Origin of the sequence: Shewanella marisflavi (assembly GCF_023283925.1) — a bacterium.
GTDB lineage: Bacteria > Pseudomonadota > Gammaproteobacteria > Enterobacterales > Shewanellaceae > Shewanella > Shewanella marisflavi.
Map to the genome: position 1 here is coordinate 600,418 of NZ_JAKIKX010000001.1, position 26,201 is coordinate 626,618.

At 51.9% G+C, this 26,201-nt stretch carries 20 protein-coding genes and 1 pseudogene; 5 read left to right on the forward strand and 16 right to left on the reverse strand.

Annotation, left to right across the window (positions count from 1 at the left end; translation table 11 throughout):
* Positions 1 to 76: 76 nt before the first annotated feature.
* The 4 genes from nhaD to L2712_RS02555 form a co-directional block, all read right to left on the reverse strand.
* Positions 77 to 1,324, reverse strand: coding sequence for a sodium:proton antiporter NhaD (nhaD, locus tag L2712_RS02540; RefSeq protein ID WP_033540096.1), 1,248 nt, complete (start codon positions 1,322 to 1,324; stop codon positions 77 to 79).
* A 629-nt stretch (positions 1,325 to 1,953) separates the two neighbouring features.
* Positions 1,954 to 3,240, reverse strand: coding sequence for a glutamate-1-semialdehyde 2,1-aminomutase (gene hemL, locus L2712_RS02545; RefSeq protein WP_248976800.1), 1,287 nt, complete (start codon positions 3,238 to 3,240; stop codon positions 1,954 to 1,956).
* Positions 3,241 to 3,267: 27 nt separating this feature from the next.
* Positions 3,268 to 4,287 carry an aspartate carbamoyltransferase gene (locus L2712_RS02550; protein ID WP_033540094.1) on the reverse strand — a complete coding sequence of 340 codons (1,020 nt, stop codon included), beginning with the start codon at positions 4,285 to 4,287 and terminating at the stop codon, positions 3,268 to 3,270.
* Between the two features lie 269 nt (positions 4,288 to 4,556).
* Positions 4,557 to 6,266 (reverse strand): chloride channel protein, encoded by a 1,710-nt coding sequence (locus tag L2712_RS02555; RefSeq protein WP_033540093.1) that lies wholly within the window; start codon positions 6,264 to 6,266, stop codon positions 4,557 to 4,559.
* A 72-nt stretch (positions 6,267 to 6,338) separates the two neighbouring features.
* Here L2712_RS02555 and L2712_RS02560 point away from each other — a divergent pair, with 72 nt between their 5' ends.
* Both L2712_RS02560 and erpA read left to right on the forward strand, forming a co-directional pair.
* Positions 6,339 to 7,256, forward strand: coding sequence for a DUF6776 family protein (locus L2712_RS02560; RefSeq protein WP_248976801.1), 918 nt, complete (start codon positions 6,339 to 6,341; stop codon positions 7,254 to 7,256).
* Positions 7,249 to 7,599, forward strand: a complete 351-nt coding sequence (gene erpA / locus L2712_RS02565; protein ID WP_011864821.1) for an iron-sulfur cluster insertion protein ErpA — start codon at positions 7,249 to 7,251, stop codon at positions 7,597 to 7,599. Before L2712_RS02560 ends, erpA begins: the two co-directional genes overlap by 8 nt.
* 104 nt (positions 7,600 to 7,703) lie before the next feature.
* Here erpA and L2712_RS02570 read toward each other — a convergent pair whose 3' ends face one another.
* The 4 genes from L2712_RS02570 to L2712_RS02585 all read right to left on the reverse strand — a co-directional run bounded on the left by L2712_RS02570 (position 7,704) and on the right by L2712_RS02585 (position 11,322).
* Positions 7,704 to 8,204, reverse strand: a complete 501-nt coding sequence (locus L2712_RS02570; protein ID WP_248976802.1) for a hypothetical protein — start codon at positions 8,202 to 8,204, stop codon at positions 7,704 to 7,706.
* A gap of 19 nt (positions 8,205 to 8,223) precedes the next feature.
* On the reverse strand, positions 8,224 to 8,595 hold the full coding sequence (locus tag L2712_RS02575) for a DUF2750 domain-containing protein (RefSeq protein ID WP_408640497.1): 372 nt from the start codon (positions 8,593 to 8,595) through the stop codon (positions 8,224 to 8,226).
* 131 nt (positions 8,596 to 8,726) lie between these two features.
* On the reverse strand, positions 8,727 to 9,836 hold the full coding sequence (locus tag L2712_RS02580) for an anhydro-N-acetylmuramic acid kinase (protein ID WP_033540090.1): 1,110 nt from the start codon (positions 9,834 to 9,836) through the stop codon (positions 8,727 to 8,729).
* A 37-nt stretch (positions 9,837 to 9,873) separates the two neighbouring features.
* Positions 9,874 to 11,322 carry a peptidoglycan DD-metalloendopeptidase family protein gene (locus L2712_RS02585; RefSeq protein WP_248976803.1) on the reverse strand — a complete coding sequence of 483 codons (1,449 nt, stop codon included), beginning with the start codon at positions 11,320 to 11,322 and terminating at the stop codon, positions 9,874 to 9,876.
* A gap of 126 nt (positions 11,323 to 11,448) precedes the next feature.
* On the opposite strand from L2712_RS02585, the gene tyrS reads away from it, so the two are divergent.
* Positions 11,449 to 12,645, forward strand: coding sequence for a tyrosine--tRNA ligase (gene tyrS / locus L2712_RS02590; RefSeq protein WP_033540088.1), 1,197 nt, complete (start codon positions 11,449 to 11,451; stop codon positions 12,643 to 12,645).
* Positions 12,646 to 12,764: 119 nt separating this feature from the next.
* Here tyrS and L2712_RS02595 read toward each other — a convergent pair whose 3' ends face one another.
* The 8 genes and pseudogenes from L2712_RS02595 to gltB form a co-directional block, all read right to left on the reverse strand.
* A complete protein-coding gene (locus L2712_RS02595; protein ID WP_033540087.1) occupies positions 12,765 to 13,244 on the reverse strand; it encodes a nuclear transport factor 2 family protein in 480 nt (159 codons plus the stop codon).
* A 1-nt stretch (position 13,245) separates the two neighbouring features.
* The gene (locus L2712_RS02600) at positions 13,246 to 13,866 is read right to left on the reverse strand and encodes a trimeric intracellular cation channel family protein (protein ID WP_033540086.1); all 621 of its coding nucleotides are present in this window, start codon (positions 13,864 to 13,866) and stop codon (positions 13,246 to 13,248) included.
* Positions 13,863 to 14,252: a DUF2721 domain-containing protein gene (locus L2712_RS02605; RefSeq protein WP_033540085.1), complete on the reverse strand. Its 390-nt coding sequence runs from the start codon at positions 14,250 to 14,252 to the stop codon at positions 13,863 to 13,865. Before L2712_RS02605 ends, L2712_RS02600 begins: the two co-directional genes overlap by 4 nt.
* A 108-nt stretch (positions 14,253 to 14,360) precedes the next feature.
* Positions 14,361 to 15,344, reverse strand: a complete 984-nt coding sequence (locus tag L2712_RS02610; protein ID WP_248976804.1) for a cobalamin biosynthesis protein CobD/CbiB — start codon at positions 15,342 to 15,344, stop codon at positions 14,361 to 14,363.
* 29 nt (positions 15,345 to 15,373) lie between these two features.
* The gene (mtnN, locus tag L2712_RS02615; RefSeq protein WP_033540084.1) at positions 15,374 to 16,066 is read right to left on the reverse strand and encodes a 5'-methylthioadenosine/S-adenosylhomocysteine nucleosidase; all 693 of its coding nucleotides are present in this window, start codon (positions 16,064 to 16,066) and stop codon (positions 15,374 to 15,376) included.
* A gap of 572 nt (positions 16,067 to 16,638) precedes the next feature.
* Positions 16,639 to 17,543, reverse strand: a pseudogene (locus L2712_RS02620) (abortive infection family protein).
* Between the two features lie 730 nt (positions 17,544 to 18,273).
* Positions 18,274 to 19,683: an FAD-dependent oxidoreductase gene (locus L2712_RS02625; protein WP_033539858.1), complete on the reverse strand. Its 1,410-nt coding sequence runs from the start codon at positions 19,681 to 19,683 to the stop codon at positions 18,274 to 18,276.
* Between the two features lie 5 nt (positions 19,684 to 19,688).
* A complete protein-coding gene (gltB, locus tag L2712_RS02630) occupies positions 19,689 to 24,137 on the reverse strand; it encodes a glutamate synthase large subunit (RefSeq protein ID WP_248976806.1) in 4,449 nt (1,482 codons plus the stop codon).
* 485 nt (positions 24,138 to 24,622) lie between these two features.
* On the opposite strand from gltB, the gene mnmL reads away from it, so the two are divergent.
* On the forward strand, positions 24,623 to 25,534 hold the full coding sequence (gene mnmL, locus L2712_RS02635) for a tRNA modification radical SAM protein MnmL/YtqA (protein WP_248976807.1): 912 nt from the start codon (positions 24,623 to 24,625) through the stop codon (positions 25,532 to 25,534).
* A gap of 199 nt (positions 25,535 to 25,733) precedes the next feature.
* The gene (locus L2712_RS02640) at positions 25,734 to 26,099 is read left to right on the forward strand and encodes an Hpt domain-containing protein (protein ID WP_033539764.1); all 366 of its coding nucleotides are present in this window, start codon (positions 25,734 to 25,736) and stop codon (positions 26,097 to 26,099) included.
* Positions 26,100 to 26,201: the final 102 nt, after the last annotated feature.

The following is a 26,201-nucleotide window of genomic DNA, read 5'->3' on the forward strand; positions in this document are numbered from 1 at the left end:
TATGGTTGTGAGAATCCTAATAAAAAGGCGATGATATATTCATCGCCTTTTTTATGTCTTGCCTTAACGCTTGGGATCAACCAAAGAATTCATAGGCCAGTAGCAGGGTTAACCCATAACCACAGGTGTAACATAGCGCCAGTGCAGGGACATACTTGAGATAGGTGACAAAGGTTAGTTCTTTGACCTTACTCATGGCGATAATCCCTGCCGCGCTGCCAATCACCAGCAGTGAACCGCCGACACCCACAGAGTAGGTGAGCCCCAACCACTCTGGCGTGGTCAGTACAGGTTCGGCTTTCAGCAAGGCGGCGGTCAGCGGCACGTTATCTAAGATGGCCGAGCCGATACCTGCAACGAAGTTAGAGACGTTAGGATCAAACTTGGCGTAAACCTCGGTCAGCAGATGCAGAGTGCCTATCTCTTTGAGCATACCGACCAACAGCAAGATCCCCAGGAAAAAGAGCAGGGTATCAAACTCCACCTGACGGATATATTCGAGGATCTGTAGCTCCTCCTTGTTGCTGCGCTGCAGTGTGCCCATGAGGAACATCACCGATAGGCCAGACAGGAAGGTCAACACTGGTGGGATACCAAAGAAAATGTTAAGCACCATGGTCATTATGATGGTGATCAGGAAGATAAGGGCGATCAGCATATCAAGGCCAGTGTATTGACGCTTGATAGGAGTGGTGCTCACATGGCCTTCGGCTTTTAGTGAGAAGAGTACTGCCAGTAACATCACGCTGATCGCTGCCGGAATGAAAAGGATCAACAGCTGCGAGATATGCACATGGCCCCCAAGGAAGATCATCAATGTGGTCACATCGCCGGTGATCAAGGCGACACCGCCTGAGTTGACCGCGAAGATGATGAGTACCGACATGCGGCGTTTCATCTGGCTTTCTAGCTGGAAGGTGGTCAACAAGCCCAGTGAAACTAGGGTCGCGGTGACGTTATCACAGATGGCCGACAGCACCAGTGAGAAGAGGGCCACCTGAATCATCAGCATGCGTACCGAGACTTTCTGCGGGAACAATTTCTGCACCAGGATTTGAATCATTCCTTTGGCGTTGAGGTAGGCCACAAAAGTCATGGTGGACATCAGGAACAGCCAGAGGGTCGCGATTTCCAACAGGTTATGGTCGAGCTCCTCTGCCACCAGATGCTGGTGGCTGGGATCCCGCGCCGCAACAAATAGCGTGATCCAGGCAATACAGCCGAAAAAGAGAGTGGTTTTAGCCTTATTGATGTGAGTAACTTCTTCAAAAATAATGCTTAACAGCGCTAGCACAGCAAGGGTTATGAGGAAAATGTTGAGCATACATTTGTTCCGACAGCAGATATTAATCGCCGTCCGGATAAGGTGAGACGGTATGATTTATATCAAGGTTTAATTAAGGTTGTTGTGTTAGGCCGCGATCTGACCATAGGATGAGATAATACGCAAGCGTTACCTTAGTCTAATTTCGGCCAAAAATGCGATCTCGCTCACCCATAGGCTTATGAACTAGCGTAAAATTTTTCTATTCGCTCGATCTGTGGTGAAAGCTGCTAAATCGCTTGATCTGGCTTTATCGGTTTTGGGGTTTTCTGCTGGCAATGGCTTTTTGTGCAATAGTCTCTACTGGATATAAGGGGCTGCCTGGAATAAATTGTTTACGATAGGCCGTCAGCTAGCTGGATTGATGTTAGGGGGAGGAGCTTAGTTGAATGGCGGTTAACTAAAGCCATTTTAGGGTGAGTGATATCAGCTAAGGGGATGTTAGGTATTAAGGTATTAAGGTATTAAGGGGTTAAGTATTAAGGGCAGATTAAGTATTAAGGCTGACTGAGAGTGGGTCATTGGTTGCCAATATTTGTCTGTGCTAAAAACCTGACAATAAAAAAGGACGCCAGGGCGTCCTTTTCTGATTTCTTGCCAGAATTTCTGGTTTGAACTATTGACTATAACTACTTAGCCATGCGGGCGAAGACGCGATCGGCGGCGGCCAGAGTCTCTTCTAGCTCCTTCTCGCCGTGTGCCATAGAGAGGAAGCCTGCCTCATACGCGCTAGGCGCCAGGTAAACCCCTTCGTCCAGCATGCCGTGGTAGAAGATGCGGAAGGCTTCGGCATCACACTGGGTGACTTGGTCAAAACGGGTGACCTGCTCTAGCTCGGTAAAGAAGAAACCGAACATACCGCCCACATAGTTGATGCTAAGTGGAATACCATGCTTGTTCGCTGCAGCTTTAAAGCCCTCGGCGATACGCTTGGTTTTAGCTGCCAGCTCTTCATACAGACCTTCGGCGCACAGCTCTTCCATCTGCGCTAGACCTGCCGACATGGCGATAGGGTTACCCGACAATGTACCTGCCTGGTAGACAGGGCCGGTAGGGGCGATAAATTGCATCACCTCTTTACGGCCGCCGAAGGCACCTACAGGCATACCGCCGCCAATCACCTTACCAAGCGTTGTCAGGTCAGGAGTAATGCCGTAGTGGCCTTGTGCACCGCTCTTAGAGACGCGGAAACCTGTCATCACCTCATCGATGATCAGCAGGGCACCATACTGGTCACACAGTGCTCGCAGACCTTCCAGGAAGCCTGGGATAGGTGGGATACAGTTCATGTTGCCGGCAACTGGCTCAAGAATGATACAGGCGATCTCTTCTGGGTACTGTTCAAACAACGCCTTCACAGATTCCAGCTCGTTATATACGGCTGTCAGTGTGTGCTTGGCAAAATCTTCAGGGATACCTGGAGAGCTTGGTTGACCTAAGGTCAGCGCGCCAGAGCCAGCTTTCACCAACAGACAGTCGGCGTGGCCGTGGTAGCAGCCTTCAAACTTTAAGATCTTGTCGCGATTAGTAAAGCCGCGTGCCAAGCGAATAGCGCTCATGGTGGCTTCAGTACCTGAGCTGACCATACGGACCTGCTCCATCGAAGGTACCATCTCGATAACTTTCTCGGCCATCTGCACTTCAAGCTCGGTTGGTGCGCCGAAAGAGAGACCATTTTCTACCGCATCTAACACGGCTTGACGGATCTTTGGATGATTGTGACCCAAGATCATCGGCCCCCAAGAGCCAACATAGTCGATATAGGCCTTGCCGTCGGCATCATAGATGTAAGCGCCATCGGCCTTTTCGATGAAACGTGGTGAACCACCGACGCCGTTGAAGGCACGTACTGGTGAGTTAACGCCACCAGGGATAGTTTTCTTAGCCTGCTCAAATAGGGTTTCAGAACGGGTCATTCTAGATCCTTTAAAGTCGTCGCCAGATTAAAAATCGGCTTTTTGTGAATACCAATTTACCGGACATTCGTGTTGCTCTAGTTGCGAATCAACACCTAATGTCAGCGCAAACAGTGCCATGCGAATAAGCAATCCGTTGTCTGCCTGCCTAAAGATGGCCAAGTTTGGATGACTATTGAGGTCATTGTCCAGCTCGTTGGCCTGCTCTCGCGAGTCGCGGGGCAGCGGATGCATGATCACTGTATTTGATTTGCAATGCTGTGTGTAAATATTGTGGTTTAAGCGGAACTTACCACGATACTTGTTGGCCTCTTCCTGCGAAGGAAAACGCTCTTCTTGAATACGCGTCAGGTAGAGTATATCAGCCTGCACTAAATTGCCTTCAAGTTGATCTGTTATTGTGATCTTATGCCCAGCATTTTCAATGTCATTGATCACATAGTCTGGCATTGCCAGCTCTTTCGGTGAGATCAAAGTGAAGGTTACATCTTTGTACATACACAAGAGGCGCGACAATGAGTGTACCGTGCGACCAAATTTAAGGTCACCCACCATGGCAATGTGCATGCCGCTGATGCTGCGCCCGCCGGCGGCCAGCTCTTTCTGAATGGTGAAGAGATCCAGCAATGCCTGAGTCGGGTGTTCATTGGGGCCGTCGCCGCCGTTGATCACAGGGACCCGGCTGCCTTCAGCAAACTCACGTACCGAGTAGGCGTCAGGGTGACGCATAGCGATCACATCTGAGTAGCTAGATAGTACGCGGGCGGTGTCGTAAAGCGATTCACCCTTAGAGAGGGATGAAGTGGCTATGCCGACGGTTTCGTTGACCTTACCGCCAAGCAGATTAAAGGCACTGCCAAAGCTGACTCGGGTGCGGGTACTGGGTTCGAAAAACAGATTTCCCAGAATCGCGCCATCGAGCACTGTGGTACGTTTTTGCCTAAGGGCATAGGGGGTCATTCGGGTGGCAACACTAAAGATCTCTTGAACGGCATCTAGGTTGAGTTGGTTTACCGAGAGGATGTGTGAACCTTGAAACTGAGTCATCAGCCTTTATTTCCAATTTCGGGGGACTAAATGGCCTAAGTGCGTGGTCATTAAGCCCTAAGTTATGTAGGGTGGCTGAGGCGACACTATACCAGACATAGTAGGGCGGTGGAATAACCCGCAGGGCATATTTAACGGGGGAGTTGTCGATATCTTGGTCATCTCACAAATTGTTCTGTCCCATGGGATTATGGCCTGCTCCAGCCGCCGCATTTTTAGCTCAATTGGATGGCGGCATGGGAGAATTTGGGGCTTGGTTGAGGCATTGATTAAATCTGCCCTTGGTTGATCTCTTTTTGTAGCATCACCCAGCTTATCACCCCCACGACATTGTCTGGCCTGTCTTGATAGATAAACACCTCGCCGCGGCGCTCTTTTGAGAGAATATCGTAGACCTCTTTAAGGGTTGCTGTGTCGACTAGGCCCTCTATGGGGTGGCGAGTCAATGTGCTTACCTCGTCGCTTGCCTGTAGCTCAAGTTGCAGCATCTCCATCTTGCCCTGATTATTGCGCATCAATACCGAGCGCCCTTCGGCGCGTTTAAGCACCTCAAGCAGCAGCTCATCGTTGTCTTTAACGATGACGAAACGTTTGTCCATCACGGCGCGAACCCCCTTCTTTTGCAGGCCAAGCTTCACCGAGGAGATTTTATAGTCCAGCCCCATTAGCTCTATCTGTTTATAAAACAGTGATTTTGTGTTGAATGCCTGATGGGCAATCAAGAATGCCGGTATGGTCACGAACATAGAGGGTAAGATGATGGCGGCGTTATTGGTCAGCTCCAGTAGGGCGACCAGAGCGGCCAGAGGCGCGCTAAGGCAGACCCCCATCATGGCTGTCATGCCGATGACGGTATAGAGGCCGACATAGGGGGTGATGGTGGGAAATAACATGGCGCTGACCACAGCCAGTATGGCGCCAATAAGTGCGCCTATGCCAAACAATGGGCCTATGATGCCACCGGGGATCCCTAGGCCAATGGCGGCGATGGTGGCGATTATCTTGCCAAGCAACAAGCCAATGAGCAGCACAAGGCTGGGATGCTCGCTAATGGCATGGCTGATGGCCAGGTCGCCACTGCCGAGTGCCTGGGGCAGAAAGAAGCCGATAAGCGTGGTGATAAGTCCGGCGAGCAATAGCCGTAAGATAAGTGGATGTTGCTGCCCCATTGCGGTGACTTTCAGCAGGGTGTGATTAAACAGCGCCGCGATGCAGCCCAAAGTGATACCGCATAGGGCCAGTACAGGATACTGAGATAGGGGAATATGACTTACTCCTATCTGCTCATATTCGTGAATATTGCCAAACACCAACTGACTGGAGAGGGCGCCGCAGATGGCGGAGAGCATAATGGGGAAGAAGTAGTGCACCTTGTATTCCCGCAGGATCACCTCGAACACGAAGATCACCGCCGCCAGCGGGGCGTTGAAAGTCGCGGCAATACCGGCGGCGATGCCACTGGCACACATGATGCGCACGCTATTGTCGGGCAGCTTAAATTTTTCCGCCATCACGCTGGCACTCACCGCGCCCAAGTGAATCGCAGGCCCTTCGCGGCCTACCGAGAAGTTGGTGGCCAGGGCAAAGAGCGCCTGAAAGAACTGGCCGGGTGCCGATTGTAATGGGATCTTGCCGTAGTGCAGTTTCATTCGTTGCATCACATAGGCGATCCCCATGCGCTTGTAACGCTTAGATCCCAAAACGGCCACAAACCAGATTAAGATCGCGCCTAAAAGGGGTAATAGGACTCGCCAGTCGCCCCAGTTGTCAGTAAACTGCCACTCTTGGGTCTGGGTGAGCTGGTTAAGCCATTGCAGCAAGAGACGAAATAGGATGATCACTCCGGACGCCACCAGAGCAAAAGCAAGCGCCAGGCCGCATAGCTGAACACTGATCTTGGCCTGGGCCAATTTATCTTTGAGGTCGGTATTGAGGTATTTCTGGCATTGCTGTATTGCGCTATTTATTTTGAGCTGCACAGTAACCTTCCGGATCAGTCGTAAAGAGCTTCGCTGGGCGAATAAAAAATTATTATAAGGGGCTTGTACTTAATGCCAAATTATCATCGTTGGATCGATCGCATGCAAGTGCTCGAACGAAAAATTAGACCTTCGAGCGTTTATCTGTTTTGTTTAGTGATCGTGGCCTTTTTTATTGGTGTGTTGACCTGGGATCTTTGGTCATCACACAATGCCGTCAGGCCGGCGCAATCCAACGGGCGTGAGGCCGAGCTGCGTCAGGCGCTCAAAGAGCAGGCCGAGGTGCTGGCGTCGCGAAATCTGGAGCTTTCTCTCGAGCGCGAAGCCAACAGCAATATGCAGAAGATGTTTTTAGAGCAACATCAAAAACAGAAGGCGCTCGACAGAGAGTTGGCCTTCTACCGCAGCATCATGGCGCCGGAGCATCAGGCCGATGGTGTGGCCATTCATGGCTTGGAGATGACTCCTGGGCCACTGGCTAATCAGTATAGGGTCAAGTTAGTGCTTACTCAGCTGCAAAAGCGCAAGCAGGCACTGAAGGGGCAGGCAAAAATTGCTTTTATCGGTGTGCAACAAGGGAAGATGGTGACCTTGCCGCTTGCCTCACTGACCGATACTAAGTTCGCTTTTAGTTTTCGCTATTTCCAAACTCTGGAAGCCGAGATCACCCTACCTGCCGATTTTGAACTTTCGAGGGTTGAGGCTGAGGTGATAGTGCCGGCGAGCCGCTGGAGCAAAGGAGCTAAGGCGCAGCAGAGTTTCACCGCTCAGGAATTACTGGTTACCCCAGATAGCGAAACCGATGTAGGCACTCGCTCTGATGGTGAGCCAGATGCTCCCGAGGAGCCCCTAGCTGATGAGGCTTACGCCCCGGCCGAAGAGGGCGAAACGTCACAGATTTCAACCGATCCACGACTATTACTTGAACAAAACAGTCAGGTATCGGATAATTCCGCTCAGCAAACCGATGTAAGAGGTAGTAATGACTGAACAAGCTGAAGATACAATGCCAATTCGTTTTACCGACGCGGCAGCGGCCAAGGTTAAAACCTTATTGGAGGAAGAGCAAAACGACGCACTTAAGTTACGTGTTTACGTAACGGGCGGCGGATGTTCAGGTTTTCAGTATGGCTTTACATTCGATGAGAAGGTCAACGAAGGTGACTTTACCGTTGAGAAGCAAGGGGTTCAACTTGTGGTTGACCCAATGAGCCTACAATACTTAGTAGGCGGCGAAGTGGATTACACCTCGGGACTGGAAGGGTCGCGTTTCTTCGTTAAAAACCCGAATGCTACGACGACCTGTGGTTGTGGTGCCAGCTTCTCGGTATAAGCCCATCGCAGCTTAAGCACCGATAAGTGATAAATAAAAAGCCAGCAATGCTGGCTTTTTTTGTGCTTGTTTTTGGGACTTAGTTGAAAGCCGAGTGCCTTAGGCTACTTCATGATATTCATGCTGTTCTTAATATGACAGTAGGCCTTCACCTTTGGGGTAAAGGCTATCCAGACCTGCAGCAGAGCAAGCAGTATCAGTACAGTGAACACTAACCAATCTGGCAATTTGCCTTGCCACTCTCCCAGATGAAAAGTTGATGGACCTGCCACCAGGTTGTCTGGGTCATATAAGATCACCGGCAGCAGACTCACCAGGCCCAGCTGGATAAGGGTGTAGCCCCTGAGCATATAGAGCCCTGCTTTCTGACGGCCTAGAACGGCTATCACCATCAGCAGGGTGAGCATGCAAAACAGTACCCCTTGCTTAGCCATCAAACCACTGATGGAGGCGAGCGTTAGTAGCGCCAGCAGCGCCATTAAGCGCTTAGGTAACTTGGCCTTTGCAGGCTGTGCGCTGGCAGTTTGCTCTGTAGCGGCTTGAGAGGCGTCTATTTGGGCCTTTGTCTCTGTTATCTCTGGCGTCGACAACTTGTTCTCTCCCATGAGCTAATTGGTGAGCCTATTAGTGACGCGCCTTGGGCGTCAGGCGCTGCTCTAGTTCATAGGGTGGGATCACCACGCCAAGATCTTCCTGTACCGGGAAGACGGCGACAAACAGATCGTCATCTTGCATGCCTGGTACCCAGCGTTCCAGCCACTCGTCCAGCGCGATAGCCAAGGGAATACAGTCGGCCCAATCATCGACCGCCCACATTTTGGCTGTTTCTTCGCAGGGCCACATAGGGATGCAATCTTCGTCTTCTGTGGTCAGCATGACGCAGCCGTCGGCGTCTTGTAGGGTCCATAGGGTTTTGGTCTCCTTGGCCTGCTCGACGAGGTAGTCGTAACGCGCCTCTGGGGTCATCTGGCTGGCTTGTTGTGCACTCTTGGTCATTGTGGTCTCTTTCATCATTTAGTGGCTGGGCCGATTGGCCGCCATAATAGCAATCTGCGCCGCCCTAGGCTAACAGTTTTGTTGCCGGGTCGGGCGGTGCGCAGCGCCTTGGATAGTGTTAGCTGTCGTGATCAGTTACCGGGAAAGAGGCCGCCGAGGACTGTCTCGCGGCTGGCACCAGTGACGGCGGGCAGGTTACCGGGTAAGCCAAGCTTATGGCGCATCGCCAGCCAGGCGAAGGCGATCCCCTCGACCCATTGTGGAGCGATACCTAGGCTGGCAGTCGTATTAACCTGGTAGTTAGGCAGTAACTCACTTAGACGCTTGAGTAGCTCAGTGTTAAAGGCGCCGCCTCCGCAGACATAAAGCTCGGCCTTATCGGTGAGCTTAAGGCAGTCGTTGGCTATGCTGTGGCAGGTCAAATCGAGCAGGGAAGATTGAATATCCGCTTCATCCAGGTAACCAAAGTCGGCGGTTTGCTGCTCTAGCCATGCCTGGTTAAACAGCTCGCGTCCTGTGCTTTTTGGGGCGCTGAGTGAGAAATAGGAGTGAGACAGCATCTGCTTAAGCAGCTGCTCGTCTGTCTTGCCGCTAGCCGCCCAGGCACCGTCCTTATCGTAAGCCTCGCCCTGTACCTGTTTAATCCAGGTGTCGATCAGGGTATTGCCCGGACCATTATCAAACCCTATCACAGCGCTGGCATCGCCAGGTAGATAGGTGATATTAGAGATGCCGCCGATATTAAGGATCATTCGCTGATGGCCAGGCTTGGCAAACAGCTCCTGGTGAAAGGCGGGCACAAGAGGTGCGCCCTGACCACCGAGGGCGATATCTTTACGGCGAAAATCGGCGATAACATCTATGCCTGTGAGGGCGGCGATGGTGTTAGGGTCGCCAATTTGTAGGGTAAACCCCAGCTCCAGGTTAGGCATGTGACGCACCGTTTGGCCGTGACTGCCAATGGCGGTGATCTGATGTCTGTCTACGCCACTCTTGGCCAGCAAGCCTTCTACGGCCTGGGCAAACAGCTTGCCGACGCTGCGGTCCAGTATGCCCATACGGTTGATCTCATCTGAGCCCGACTGGCAAAGGCGTTGTAGGCCGCTGAGCAGATGACTGGGAAGGGGCTCAGTATAGGTATCGACCAGAGTGATCTTGTTATCGGTGAAGTCGACTAGCACGGCATCGACACCGTCCATGCTGGTGCCCGACATCAGACCGATATAGTAATGTTTGCTCATCAAGGTGTCCTGGGGTCTGTTGACCTAAAAAGAGAGACTAATGGGAGGCTAATTGCACTTGCTTGTTCTGTTCAAGTTTAGCCATCAATTGTTTGCTTAGGGCGAGGAAAGTAGATTTTTCCTTGTTATCGATGGGCAGTGATTGTGGCAGCTTGACCGTGCGTGGGTTGCGGTGCACGCCGTTGACGATAAATTCGTAATGCAGGTGGGCGCCAGTTACCCGGCCGGTAGCGCCCAGGGTGCCGATGATCTGCCCCTGTTTCACCGTCTGCCCTTGTTTCACCTTGCGCTGCTTGAGATGCAAGTATTTGGTGGTATAGGTTTCGTTATGCTTAATAAAGACATAGTTGCCATTGTACTGGTTATAACCTGACTTGGTGACTCGCCCCTTACCGGCGGCCTTGATCGGCGTTCCCACGGCGGCGACATAGTCTACCCCTCTATGGGCTTTTACCTGGCCTGTCACAGGATGCAGGCGGCGCGGGTTGAAGCTTGAGCTAACATACTTAAAGTCGACCGGTGAGCGCAGGAAGGCCTTACGCATGCTGCGTCCTTCCTCTGAGTAGTAGTTACCATCTTTGTAGCGCACCGCCGTATAGCGATCGCCCTGGTTGTAGAACTCGGCGGCTAAGATATTACCATTACGCAAAAACTCACCGTCGGCGTACTCCTCTTCAAACAAAATGGCGAAGTTGTCGCCTTGGCGTAGATCCAGGGCAAAGTCGATATCCCAGCCGAAGATGGTAGCCAGCTGCATGATCTGGTTCGGCGTTAATCCTGCGCCCACCCCAGCGTTCCAAAAGTTGCTGTTGATGGTGGCGCTGGCGAATTTGGTGCGCTGCTCTACCTGCTTCTTGATGATCTCTTCGCTGTAGCTCTTGGCATCTTTGCTGATCTTCAGGGTAGAGATAGGGTCTAAATGGTAGACCACTCGCTTGAGCTGACCCGCATCATCTTTGACGATAATGATTTCTTCACCAGGTAGTATCTTCAGTAGGTTCTTTTTGGCCTTGGGGAGTAAGGTTATCTCATAGACATCGCGGGCGCTCAGGCCGGCGCGTTTAAACAGCGCCGCCAGGGTATCGCCTCGGCGTACGGTAAACTCTTCGCTGCTCTCTCTTTCCGCTTCAGGGGCTGCGTCTGCAATGCTCACCTGAGTCAGGGCATTGTCATTGAGATCTAGGTTATCGCTCGCTTGGGTATCACGGGCTATTTCATCGGCGCTTGGAGGTTCTGGCGTGCGAAAGGCGAGCGGGACAGGGTAAGCATGAGACTTAGCGTCGCTGCCTGTGTCATCTTTGCTGGCGGGCGAGTTGTCGCGATCACCAAAGGTGATTTTACCCGATAGCGCAGTATTGGTTGAGCGGGAGGCTTCAGCATCTTCTGAGGGAATAAATATCACGCTTAGGGTGATGATCACTAAGGCACTCAATATGATTTGGTGCAATCTGGGTAATAGTTTTAAGAGTGTGATGATCTTTCCCATTGACTCCGATACCAATTTCTAACACTTAAGCCGATCCTGTTAGTGTACACTCTTTCATTTGTGCTGGCTAACAAGTAACATTAGTCCCCATTATTTACTTACCGGCTCTCAGGAGTAGCTGCCAAGATGGCTGATTTAGACCAAGCATTAGCAGAAATTAAACGTGGTACCGACGAGATCTTGCTCGAATCGGATCTGCTGGAAAAACTCAAAGAGGGACGTCCTCTGCGCATCAAGTTGGGGGCAGACCCTACTGCGCCAGATATCCATCTTGGCCATACGGTGATCCTTAATAAGATGCGTGCCTTCCAGGAGCTGGGGCATGAAGTGATCTTCCTGATCGGTGATTTCACCGGCATGGTAGGTGACCCGAGTGGTAAAAACAGCACGCGTCCACCGCTGACCCGCGAGCAGGTATTGGCGAATGCCGAAACCTATAAGGAGCAGGTCTATAAGATTTTGGACCCAGCCAAGACGCGTATCGAATTCAACTCAAGCTGGCTAGAGCCGCTGGGCGCTGCGGGCATGATACGTCTGGCGTCACAACAAACTGTGGCACGTATGATGGAGCGCGACGACTTTAAGAAGCGTTACGCCTCGGGACAGTCGATTGCTATCCACGAATTTATGTACCCACTACTACAGGGCTATGACTCGGTGGCGTTAGAGTCCGATGTCGAGCTGGGTGGTACGGATCAGAAGTTCAACCTGTTGATGGGCCGTGAGCTGCAAAAAGCCGCGGGTCAGAAGCCACAAACGGTTATCATGATGCCGCTACTGGAAGGTCTGGACGGCGTGAAGAAGATGTCTAAGTCTGCCAACAACTATATCGGTGTGAGTGAGCCTGCCGGTGAGATGTTTGGTAAGATCATGTCTATCTCTGACGACCTGATGTGGCGTTACTTCGAACTGCTCTCTTTCCGTCCACTGGAAGAGATTGCTCAGCTCAAGAGCGATGTCGAAAATGGCACTAACCCAAGAGATGTGAAGATCGCCCTGGCTAAAGAGATCATCGCCCGTTTCCACGATGAGGCGGCGGCAGAAGCGGCGCATCAGGAGTTCATCAATCGCTTCCAAAAAGGCGCGATTCCCGATGATATCCAAGAGATTGAGATTGTTGCCGGTGAGGGTATCGGTATCGCCAACGTGTTGAAAGACGCCGGTTTGGTGAGCTCGACCTCTGAAGCGATGCGTATGATCAAGCAAGGCGCCGCCAAGCTTGATGGCGAAAAGATTGAAGACAGCCGCCTAGTGCTAAATTCTGGCATGACAGGTGTGTTCCAGGTAGGTAAGCGCAAGTTTGCCAAGATCACCCTGGTTTAACCGCTTACCGGTTAATACTGAGAAGTATTAATGTAAAGAGGCCTGCAGATGCAGGCCTTTTTTTATGTATGCAGCAAAATGTATTCAGGAAAGCTCAAAACCGACTGGGGTGGTGGCGTCTACTGGGTGGCGAGCTGGTCTTGCATGGTCTGATAATCCATTAGATCTTCATGCTCTTTGACCCTGTGATTGGCCAGATCCAGCCTGACGGTGGTGACGCCAGGGATAGCCAGCTCGATCACCTTGCCCGGTTTGCCAAACAGACTACCCGGACCACGGTAATGGTAGTTACCTATCATCACCACCAAAGAGCCTGAGTTATACATATGTTCTATGTTGAAATCATATTCCAGTACGCCGCGATGGGCGCGTTCGAAAAACTCGATAATATCGCGCTGCCCTGTGTAGGTTTTGCTGGCAGTGCGGTCTTTAAAGATGCTCTCGCGATTATAGAAAGAGGCCAGGGTGCGATAGTCGTGATCGGTCAGCGCTTGGATATATTTGATCGCCATCTGTTGCTCGGCGGGCATATCGCCGGGTGCCGCCTGGGATGCCAGGGGCAATATCATCAGAATGCTAACTAAAAACTGCTTGATCATCTTATGTTTTCTTTAAGTCGAACGCCGGAAGTCGTAGGTGCCACTTGATGGCGGCCAGTCGTATGACTAACGCGCTTATCATGGCGACGGCCAAGGCCACCTTATCTGCCAAGCCCCAGGCGATGGCACAGGTATAGCTGATCCCACCAAAAATCGAGGCAGTCGCATAGATTTCGGTGCGTAATATCATGGGAACCTGGCGACAGAGTATGTCACGAATAATGCCGCCTCCCACGCCAGTTATCAAGCCCATTACCACGGCAATCATACCGCTGAGGCCAAGATTGAGTGCTTTTTCTGCACCGATCACGGTAAAAAGCGCCAGACCTAAGGCATCGGCTACCGGCAGTGTGTATTGCGGCACCTTCTTGGGTTTACGAATAAAGATCAGTGTCAGCAGTACGGTTGCCAGGATCACTATGATGTAGTTAGGGTCGCGGATCCAAAATACCGGTGTGGTTCCCAGCAGGGCATCGCGTATGCTGCCGCCGCCGATGGCGGTGACCGAGGCCAGTACTATGACTCCGAAAGGGTCCATACGGTGACGTCCTGCCGCTAGCGCGCCAGAGAGGGCAAAGACTGCGGTGCCGCACAGGTCGAAAAAGTAGATCCACTCCTTCATTGATCTAGCTCTTGCAGGTGATAGTTCAGGGCATCGACCGAGATACGGATCTCAATCACAGACAGTACCAGAGAATAGAGCAGCAGTAGCAGGCTTGAGCCGAAGATGATAGACCCTGTTTTATTAAAACCGATATAGATGAAGATCATACACAAAACACAAAGGGCGAAGCTGGAAACGCCCGCCTCCTGCATGCGGCGAATGATGACGATGCGCCTGCGCAGGTTTTTCAGCTGACCAGAGTGTACTGGCTTTCCCTCGGCGCTCAGACTGCGGATTAAGGCCGCTAGTGAGAAAAATCGGTTGGTATAGGCTAGCAATAACAATGAGATAGCCGGAAATAGCAGCGCCGGTGTGGTCAGTGAAATATGGAGGTTATCAAACAAAGTCGTTATGCCTATAGGGTCATGATGTTGCGGCCAGAAGAGAATAATACCAAGCGGTTGAAGCTTGTCTAGTCAAAAGCACGGGCCGCGATACCTGAGATGTAGCGATTATGCGTGTGCCAGCAGCCTCAAGATAGCCCAGAGGCAGGGGAGTAAAAGCAGCGAGAGTATCCAGATGCCTTTGCTGAGCCGGGCCAGTTTTAGGGCGGCGCTGATGGTGTGGGGGGTTGGCTTGGAACCTGTACCTATGCGCATAAGCGCCACCTTTTGACCGGCAAACTTTTGTGGGCCGCCAAGCTCTGTATTAAGCACCTTAGCCGCCAAGGCGCAGGTAGGCAGGTAATTGTTGACCGGCTGTGGGCTCTTAGGTGGTCTTAACAGCTGCATCAGGGCGCCAGGGCCTCCCTGGATAGCCAAGGTGAAGTTCCAGGCCTGAGTGGGCAGCCAATAGATTAAAGAGCTCAGCAGATAGGCTGGGCGGCCAAACTCACGATACTCAGGATTGAGCGCCGGCCAGGTGTACTCCAGCTGTTTGATCATTCTCGCCCCCAGGACTAAAGGCGCGCCGCCGATGGCGAAAAAGAGTATGGTGGCGACCGTGCCATAGATGGAGGTGGTAAGCAGTTTTTCGATAACTGTCTTACAGAGTCCAACCTCGGAAAGCTCGCGGGTGTCACGATAAACCCAGTGACTCAGCAGCTGGCGCGCTTGCTGTTTATCCTGACGGCTGAGCGCCTGAGCGGTTTCTTCGGCCACCTTATGAAACTGCTCATCGCACAGACAGAGATAAAGAAACACGCACTCGAAGAACCAGGGAAAAGCAGCAAGCTCCAGCAGAAAGCTTAAGATGAGCCAGAAGGGCACAACTAATAGCAGTATAGAGAGGCTGCCCGCCAGTCGCTGCTGACCCGCATCGCGGTCGCTCCGAGCTACCTTGGCCGACAGGCTTTTGGCCAGGTGAGAAAACCAGTAGAAGGCCTGGTATTCCCGGGGAAGCGGCGCAAGTAGCGCCATCACTATTGCCACCAACAAGATGACAGCCCCTTGGTAAAAGGGGCTGTCCGTCAGTAACTGCTGAATAAGATCCTGCATCTTGCGGTGTCAGCCTTAAGGCGTAATGTTTAAAGCTGTTTTAGCAGGGCGATCACCATCAGCGCCGAGTGATGACCCGCCTTGACCAGATAGCTGTCAAAGTCGACCGGTGAGTCGTTGTTGGCGTTGTCTGACAGTGAGCGGATCACAACGAAGGGTACCTTGAACTGGTGACAAACTTGAGCAATCGCAGCGCCTTCCATCTCACAGGCGGCCATGGTGGGGAAGTTTTTCAACATCACCTTAGTGCGCTCAGGATCGCAGATGAAGCTGTCGCCGGTGCAGATAAGGCCTTCAATTGCCTTCACCTCACCCAGGCTTGCCACGGCTTGCTTAGCGGCATCAACCAGCTTGGCATCGGGAATAAAGGCGGCGGGTTGCTGCGCCATCTGGCCAATTTCATAGCCAAAGGCGGTGACATCCACGTCATGGTGGCGCACCTCTGAGGAGATAACGATGTCGCCGATGGCCAGACTGTCGACGAAGCCGCCAGCAGAACCTGTGTTGATCACGTAATCTGGGGCATATTTCTCAATCAGCAGGGTAGTGGCGACACTGGCGGTGACCTTACCTATGCCAGAGCGGGTGACGATTACCTCTTTGCCCTCAAGCTGTCCAGCAACAAATTCTATGCCGGCGATGGTTTGGGTCTGAGTGTCTGTCATAGACGCGATAAGATGAGCGACTTCTGGCTCCATGGCGCCGATAATACCAATTTTCATTGAATGCCCTTTATGGTGGAGGTGGATCTGGCCGCGCCCGTGGCGCAGCTTGTCATAGATAATGGCCGCTAATATAGCAATAAAGTGGTGTTGTGGCGAGATAGGGGGACTCACGCCGAGACATCAGGCGTTATTTTGAATTGCTTGCAGCAATTCGTTTTCGCTTCTTTAGCATCTACCGTAAATAGTATTTGAAGATTTAATTATAACCATGACTTCATGGTTTACCTAATGCCTGCGGCAGGTGCAGTGCATGGATGCACCAATGTCGTGATCACAGGGATGTGAATAAACGACCTCATGTGCAGATACGCCTGTGAGACGCCGTGAATACATTCCCTGTAGGCTCTACCGAAACATCCCTGTTTCGGAAGCTCACCGGCGTATCTACACCAGGTCATCCATCTCTTCGATTTAGCCGCATCTGGTATCCAATACCTGTCAAAGCTATATCATTCTTGGATAGGTATGAGTTTGCGAAGAAACATTAATACCTTAAATTCAGGTTCTGAAATCTGTCGAATTAACGCTCGGAAAAGCCTGAAACGTAGCGAGTAGGATGCTTGCGCTTGTTAACTGTCACTCTGTTCACGGTGCGTTTCAACTAAAAATACTGCCAATGTTGATGCGGCTCCAACCGCGAGCTTTGCATGACGCGAGCTCAATCCTTTAGCATTTCCTTCTTTACCATGGCCTGTTCCGTATTTATTTCTTAGTTCAGCTACTCCACTCGCAACCGTTGCTAAATTGCTCAAAAGCTTTCTAATAGAGTCAGCAGCTTTAGCTTCATCCGGGATATCACTTGGTGTAAGTTTTAGCTCCTTAACAGTTCTTTCACAAGTTTTGGCGCGTCATCAGAATTTCCCACAGCGATATTTCTTTCCGCGAGAATCGTTTTACAACAACTTTCTATCAATTCTTTGGCTGTACCAATAGCTAAGCTAGGATCATTATTAACCGCAGCCTCCATGCGAGTAATCTGTTGAGCAACATATACTAAGTCTGTACCACTAAGAACTTCTTTAGCTGATGACATTCCCGGCATTGAAGCCGTGCCGACATTTCTTCCTATGTAAATGGGCTTCCCTGAAATACGTGTTTTTTCCGCCAGCTCAAAGCCGTCATTTCGTAAGAACTCGTTATATAGCTGTACTAATCGTTGCGACTCAGTTGCATCTGACCGAACGATTGGGTGAACTGTTTCAGCTAGAAACCTAAGTAATATTTCGTCATCTCCATTCATGAGCTGAAATCGAGAGTCGTGAAAAATCCAATGATCTTCCCAGTCATAGTTATTGACTCTATGCTGCCAAATATCTCCGGCTGCATCTGGAAATCTTTGATCCGTTGAGCTGATCTCCTGAAGATTGTAAATACGTGCCAAAAACTCAGGCTCTTCAAGTGAGCCCGCCCAATCTATTTTCTCTACGATAATTGCATCGAAGAGGTCTCTTCTCGTTATTTGAGTAATCTTCATAGTTCGATCGCAACAGTTAAGGCTTATTAGCGAGAATGTCGGAAATGTAAATCGTCATCACCTCATGCATCTCGTAATAAAAACCTTTAAGTGTATGAAATTTATACCAATAATATAGTTGCATAACAAGGAGAATGTGAGCTGGTCCAAAAAAAGGCGAGCAATCTAAAGAGTGCTGATTTAGTTTTCCTAAACGTTATCAAGAGCGGCCAAATCGAAGAGACGTTAGATACCGGGTGTAGATGCATCTGCGGACGTCGATGGCAGGGATGCCATCGTCGAGCCTCCACGGATGGATTCACGGCGTGTAGCAGATGTATCTGCACATAAGCCTGCTGCAAGCAATTAATTACCATGAAGGTGAGGTTTTCAACAATCCACCCAATACTCAAACTGGTAGACGCTGCAACCCGAAAGTATTACCACATTCCCCCGCCGGGCAGGCGTTAGGTTGCATTGAAGGTGCGGCCTTCAATAATCCATCAAATAACAACAGAGCCAGACACTACAATTTTAAACTAATCCAACATTCCCCGCCGGGCAGGCGCTAGGTAGCCATGAAGGTGTGACCTTCAACACCCCACCAAATACCAACATAGCCAGAAGCAACAAAAGCCAAAAAACCAGCCTGGTTTTCCCCAGGCAAAAAAAAGCGCTTTAACTCTCACTCAAAGTTAAAGCGCCAATCACAAGCCAAACGGTTGAAGTTTAGATTCTCAAGTTAACGAACCTAAGCTTCGAAGGTGTTTAAGATCCCTAATGCTGCATCACGGCCTTCGGCGATGGCTGTGACCACAAGATCTGAGCCGCGAACCATGTCGCCACCGGCGAACACTTTAGGGTTGCTGGTCTGGAACGGATTGTCGGCGACCTTAGGGGCGACCACGCGCTCCCACTGATCCAGCTCAATACCATAGTCGGCAAACCACTTGGCAGGGCTCGGCTGGAAGCCGAATGCGATGATGATGGCATCGGCCTCGATGAGCTGCTCGCTGCCTGCAATCGGCTCAGGGCGTCGACGCCCCGACTCGTCAGGCTCACCCAGAGCGGTCTCGACACATTCGATACCGCTGACAACACCATCATGAGTCTTGATAGCCGTCGGCTGGCGGTTGAACAGGAAGTTGACCCCCTCTTCACGAGCATTTTGCACCTCGCGGCGCGAACCTGGCATGTTGGCTTCGTCGCGGCGATAGACACAGGTCACCTCGCTGGCGCCTTGTCTAACGGCTGTGCGTACACAGTCCATGGCGGTGTCGCCACCACCGAGTACCACCACCTTCTGACCGGCCAGGCTCAGATAAGGGGCTTCATCGTCTGTGGTGCCCATGACGTTGTGGGTGTTGCCAATCAGATAGGGCAGGGCCTGGTAGACACCCTGGGCATCTTCGTTTTCCAGTCCGGCCTTCATCGGGGTGTAGGTGCCCATGCCGAGGAAGACGGCATCATATTCGTCCAGCAGGGTATCGAAGCCGATATCCTCGCCTACGGTAACGCCGAGTCTGAACTCTATCCCCATCCCTTCGAGGACGGTGCGGCGGGTCGCCATAACAGATTTATCCAGCTTGAAGGCGGGAATACCATAGGTGAGCAGGCCGCCTATCTGAGGATGCTTGTCGAACACCACCGCCTTGACGCCGTTGCGGGCGAGGATGTCGGCGCAGCCAAGGCCAGCTGGGCCCGCGCCTATGATGGCGACGCGCTCCTTACGTTCGACCACCTTGCTCATATCCGGGCGCCAGCCCTGAGCGATAGCGGTGTCGGTAATGTATTTCTCTACGTTGCCTATGGTGACGGCGCCAAACTCGTCGTTGAGGGTACAGGCACCTTCACACAGTCTGTCCTGGGGACAGACGCGGCCACAGATCTCCGGCAGTGTGTTGGTCTCATGGACCAACTCAGCCGCCTCGAGAATGCGTCCTTGTTTGGCCAGTTGCAGCCAGTTGGGGATATAGTTGTGCAGCGGACATTTCCACTCACAGTAGGGGTTACCACAGTCTAGGCATCGGTCAGCCTGCTCTTTCACTTGAGGCTGTGCAAAGGGCTGATAGATCTCGATAAACTGCGTTGCGCGTTTCTTGGCGTCGTGTTTGGTCGGATCCTTACGGCCTACTTCAATAAATTGAAAATCGTTACTCATGGCCATTACCCCGCTACCACTGCTAATGCAGGTTCAGATTGTTCCAGACGCAAGAGATCATCGAGCGCCACATTCTTAGGCTTGATCAGGACGAAACAATCGATCCAGTTTTCAAAATCGTTTAACAACATCTTGGCGTGCTCACTGCCGGTCTCGGCTACATGCTCTTCAATCAATCCTTTTAGATGCTGTTGCTGTATCGGCGCCGTCACCTTCTGCATATCCACCATCTCAGTATTGAGGCGGCGGTTGAAGTGGCCGAAGCGGTCGAATACATAGGCGAAGCCGCCTGTCATACCTGCGCCGAAGTTAACGCCTGTCTTGCCCAGCACTACGACGATGCCGCCAGTCATATACTCACAGCCGTTATCGCCCAGTCCTTCGACCACGGCGATGGCGCCTGAGTTACGCACGGCGAAACGCTCGCCTGCCTGACCGGCTGCAAACAGCTTACCGCCGCTGGCGCCGTAGAGGCAGGTGTTGCCCAGGATCACGCTCTTCTCGCTCTGGAACATGCTGCCCACTGGCGGATAGAGGGTGATCTTGCCGCCCGACATGCCTTTACCCACATAATCGTTGGCATCGCCGCAGAGGTTCAGGGACAGACCTGGTGCATTCCATACGCCAAAGCTCTGACCCGCGCTGCCGCTAAAGTTAAGCTGTATCGGTGCCTTGGCACCCTGACGGCCAACCTTGGTGGCGATATAACCAGACAGGGCAGCGCCCACTGAGCGGTCTGTATTGTTGATCTCAAAGCGTGCCTCTAAGGCTTCGCCCTGATCTACTGCCTGCTGACAATGGCTCAGAATTTTCTGGTTAAGTTCGCCCTTGTCATCGGTTGGGTTGATCTCACGCCAGGTGAGGGCGCAGCCTTCTGGTACTTCCGGCTTATAGAGAATGGTCGACAGATCCAGCTGCTGCTGTTTATCTGTAGTGCCTTCTAAGGCCGATAGCCAGTCGCTGCGACCGACCAGTTGTTCAAACTCGGTAACGCCCAGTGCCGCCATCCACTCACGGATCTCGCGGGCCATAAACTCGAAGTAGGTCATCACGCGCTCGGGCAGGCCGTGGTAATGATTGTCTCTGAGTTGCTTATTCTGGGTCGCGACACCTGTGGCGCAGTTGTTGAGGTGACAGATACGCAGGTATTTACAGCCAAGGGCGATCATAGGCACGGTACCGAAGCCGAAGCTCTCGGCGCCTAGCAGGGCCGCCTTGATCACGTCGGTGCCAGTCTTAAGGCCACCGTCCACCTGCAGGCGGATCTTATGGCGCAGTCCGTTAGCCACCAGTGATTGGTGTACTTCGGCTAGACCCAGCTCCCACGGGCTACCGGCATATTTCACCGAGGTGATAGGGCTAGCGCCCGTACCGCCGTCGTAACCTGAGATGGTGATCATGTCGGCATAGGCCTTGGCCACGCCGGTGGCAATGGTGCCCACGCCGGGCTCAGATACCAGCTTGACCGAGATCATCGCCTTAGGATTGATCTGCTTAAGGTCGAAGATCAGCTGAGCCAAGTCTTCAATAGAGTAGATATCATGGTGTGGCGGCGGTGAGATCAGGGTGACGCCTGGGCGTGCGTTACGCAGCGCGGCGATCTCTACGCTCACCTTGTCGCCAGGCAGCTGACCGCCTTCACCGGGCTTAGCGCCTTGGGCGACCTTGATCTGCAGTACCTCGGCGTTTACCAGATAGTGCGCCGTGACGCCGAAGCGGCCCGAGGCGATCTGCTTGATGGCCGAATTACGCTCAGAATTAAAGCGACGCGGATCTTCCCCGCCTTCGCCCGAGTTTGAGCGACCGCCGAGGCGGTTCATGGCAACAGCCAGTGCCTCGTGAGCCTCTGGGCTGAGGGCGCCGATACTCATGGCGGCGCTGTCAAATCTTGGGTAAAGGGTCTCGGCGGCTTCAACCTTATCAAGTTCGACAGCCTTATTGTCAGCCTTAACGGTGAAGAGATCCCTCAGGGTTGCCACGGGTCTGTCGTCCACCAATTCTGTGAAGCGCTTGTAGACGCCATAGTCCTGGTCTCGTAGGCTCTGCTGCAGGGTGTTAACCACATCCGGGTTGAAGCAGTGGTACTCACCGCCTTCAACATACTTCAGCAGACCGCCCTGAGGTAGCGGCTGATGGGCCTGGAAGGCCAGCTTCTGCAGCGCCTGTTGATCTTTCTCTAGTAGGGCAAAGTTCGCGCCCTCGATGCGGCTGACCACACCCTTGAAGCAGAGTTCGACCACATCTGATGAGAGGCCGATGGCTTCAAACTGCTGGCTACAACGGTAAGAGGCAACGGTACTGATCCCCATCTTGGACATGATCTTACGTAGCCCCTTGTCGATGCCCTGACGGAAGTTGAGCATCAGCTGCTGGGTTTCGCGTACGCCATGACGGCTGGCCAGCGCAGAGATACTCTCGTAGGCCAGGTAAGGGTAGATGGCGGTAGCACCAAAGCCCAGCAGCACGGCGAAGTGGTGCGGGTCTCTGGCCGAGGCGGTCTCGACTATGATGTTGGTGTCACATCTTAGGCTCTTATCGACGAGCACCTGCTGCACGGCGCCCACGGCCATGGCGGCGGGGATCACTTGCTTGCGCTTGTCGGTGGCTCGGTCGGACAGGATCAGCAGAGTGGTACCGGTGCGCGCCAGGCGCTCGGCTTCGTCGCAGACGCGGCGAATCGCCGCCTCTAGCCCTTCGCTGAGATCGTAATTGAGATCCACCGTATTAGCGCGGTAGTAGGTCGAATCCAGCGCCAGCAGCTGATTGAAATCGCTGTAGAGCAGGATAGGCGAGTTAAACATCACTCGGTAGGCGTGGCCCGTGGTCTCATTAAACAGGTTCTGTTCGCGGCCGACACATGTGGCCAGCGACATCACATGTTTCTCCCGTAGGGGATCGATAGGAGGGTTGGTTACCTGAGCGAATTTCTGGCGGAAGTAGTCGTACAGAGTACGAGACTTTTTCGACAGCACCGCCATAGGCGTATCGTCGCCCATGGATCCTGTGGCTTCTTCGCCTTTCTCGGCCAGCACCCAGATCACTTGCTCTAACTCTTCGCGAGAGTAGCCAAATTGCTTCTGGTATTGCACTAAGGTGTCAGCAGAGAACTCGCATACGCCCTGGGCCTCGCTAGGCATCTGCTCGGCGGGGATCAGGGTTTGACTGTTCTTGGCCATCCACTCTTTATAGGGGTGGCGGCGTTTAAGATCGTTATCAATCTCGAACGAGGAGTAGAGCTGACCGTTAAGGGTGTCGAGCACCAATAGCTCACCTGGGCCAACACGGCCTTTTTCGAGTACCTCGTCCGGTCCATAGTCCCAGATGCCGATCTCTGAAGCCAGGGTCAGGATTCTGTCTTTGGTGATCACATAGCGTGACGGACGCAGGCCATTACGGTCCACCGCGCAGGCCACATGGCGACCATTGGTCATCACGATCCCCGCTGGACCATCCCAAGGCTCCATATGCATGGAGTTGAAGTCGTAGAAGGCCTTTAACTCATCATCCATCTCTGGGTTACTCTGCCATGCAGGCGGAATAAGCAAACGCATGGCGCGGTACAGATCCATACCGCCGGCAAGTAGCATCTCCAGCATGTTATCCAGCGATGAGGAGTCAGAACCGCTTTCATTCACAAAGGGAGCGGCTTGCTGCAGATCCGGGAGTAGCGGTGCATTAAACTTGTAGGCACGTGCGCGGGCCCACTGGCGGTTGCCCGTGATAGTGTTGATCTCACCATTGTGGGCGAGATAGCGAAACGGCTGCGCCAAAGGCCACTTGGGCGAAGTGTTGGTTGAGAAACGCTGGTGGAATAAGCAGATAGAGCTTTGCAGGCGAATATCGGCCAGATCCGGATAGAAGGCTGGCAGATCGGCGGGCATCATTAGCCCTTTATAGACGATCACCTGGCCGGAGAGACTGGCGACATAGAAGTCTTTACAGTCTGTCATCTGTTGTTCGAGACGGCGACGCGCCATATAGAGGCGACGCTCGAGATCTTTCTCTCGCCAACCGATAGGGGCATTAATCAATACTTGCCAGATCTTAGGTTGGCTGGCCTGACCGATAGGGCCAAGCACCTCAGGATTAACCGGGACTTCACGCCAACCGGCTACGCTTAAGGTTTCTTTTTCTAACTCACGCTCAAGGGTGCGCTTGGTATAGTCTGCTACCGCCTCATCTTGGCTTAAAAACAGCATGCCCACGGCAAACTTGCGGCTCAGGTGCCAGTCGTTTTCATTGGCGACGGCTTCGAAGAATTTAATGGGGAGTTGCATAAGCAGGCCGCAACCATCGCCGGTACGGCCATCGGCAGCAATACCACCACGGTGTTTCATGCGATCCAGGCCATGAATGGCAGTACGTACAATTCTATGGCTGGCTTCGCCATCCATTTGGGCGATTAAGCCAAAACCACAGTTATCCCGTTCAAAACTGGGGTGATACAAGCTCATATAAAAACTCCCTAATACTAACCAATACTTCGTCGGGGAAATTCATGCGATTGATGTGCACCCGAACCATCCAAATTAACTTTTGCCCAGCAAAAGGTCAATTCAAATTTATGCATAAAATGTGACTGGTAAGGCGTGTTTTATACGCTTTCAAATTTAACCTTACGTTAACGTAAACTGTTTTTGGTGCGCTATAACATTATGAATAAAAAGAATTTTGATTTAAGTCTCAAAAGCCTTTTACCAAAATGTAACAAATGGGGTTATTGTCTTTTAATCTAAAAAAATGATTTTTATTGCAGATACAGTGAATTTTTTAACAAATCTAAGACCAATGTATTAGCCAGAGTGTGCAGCGGGGCTAAGTTTAGCTTCAGTTTGTGATGTGGGGCACGGGTTAAGGGGCTAAACATTGATGTAGCGCCAAGAACTCCTTTTTAGGGCCAGTTACAATCCCTGCCTTTTATTTTTCGAGAGAGAACCCCGTGGGACTGGATAGTCACGTCAATACCTTTGGTCTGCATTGCAAAGCCAAATATGGCCAGCGCCTAAAGAAGCTGACCTTAGATGCTAAATTTACCTGTCCAAACCGAGACGGCAGTCTGGGGCGAGGTGGCTGTACCTTCTGTAACGTGGCTTCTTTTAGTCATGAGCATGGCACTGTCGACTCCATTGCGGTGCAACTGGCGAAGGGACGCGAGCGTGCTCAAGGCAAGACCACAAAGTTTATCGCTTACTTTCAGGCTTATACCAGTACCTATGATGAGTATCGATTACTTAAGCAGCGCTATGATGAGGCGGTGGCGGATAAAGATATTGTCGGCTTGTGTGTCGGTACGCGTCCCGACTGCGTCAGTGATGAAGTGATTGAGTTACTGGCGGGCTATCAGGCGCGCGGCCTTGAGGTCTGGCTGGAACTTGGGTTGCAAAGTGCCAATATAGAGACGCTAAAGCGAATCAACCGTGGTCATGGGTTTGAGGAGTATAGAGACACAGTGACGCGGGCTAGAAAGGCGGGGTTAAAGGTCTGTACCCACCTTATTTTGGGGCTACCCGGTGAAACGCATGAGAATTTTTTAGCCAGCCACCAAGCGGTACTCGCCGCGGGTGTCGATGGATTAAAAATTCATCCATTACATATTGTCGAAGGCAGTACCATGGCTAAGGCTTGGCGCGCTGGGCGGATGACATTATTGTCCCAGCAAGCCTATGCCGACAGTGTCGGAGAGTTGATACGCCATACGCCTAAAGAGGTGATTTTTCATCGTGTTACTGCTTATGCTAAGAAGCCTATCTTGTTGGCACCCGATTGGTGCGCCTATCGGTGGGAGGGGTTAGTTGCGATAGTGAAGAACCTCGAATCTCTCGGGGGACAAGGGTATTATTTGACCCGATAAGCTAAGTGATCAATTTTCAATTTAGGGGCTAAAAAAGTGAATAATTGGGCAACTAATTTAATATGTGGTTAATGAAAGGTTAAATAAGAGCCTATTTAACTTGCATATGCTTCAATTAGTTGCGCCCACCATTCTAGGCGCTATTATGGGGTAAATTTTATTCTTGTCCCGTCAGCATTTTTTCGAGAGGTGCCTTAATATGGCAACAGCCGAGTTAGAATCAATATTGGATCTCAATACCCTTGAGCAGTACTGCAGCGCTATTGGTGCAGGTACCTTGCTTAAGAGTGTTGTCTTGTTTGAGCAGTTGATGCCTGAGTATGTTGGCAACCTGGTGAATGCTAAAGAAGCACAAGACAAAGATACCTTATGTTCTGAAGCGCACAAATTTAAGGGCGCAGCCGGTTCTGTTGGCTTAAAGCGTATCCAGCAGTATGCTCAGTTATTACAACATGGCGAAGCGCCAGAGTGGGCGGCCGAGCACGCTAATTGGTTACAGGTGATTGTCGATAATGCTAGCAACGACTTGGCTGAGCTTAAAGCTTACTTAGAGTCGAAAGCCTAAGCCCTAAGCCCTAAGCGCTAAGCTTAAGCAACTGAGTTTACCAACGCCCCTGATGAGTGATCATCGGGGGCGTTTTAGTTTGTGCGTTAATTAGCCGCTTTT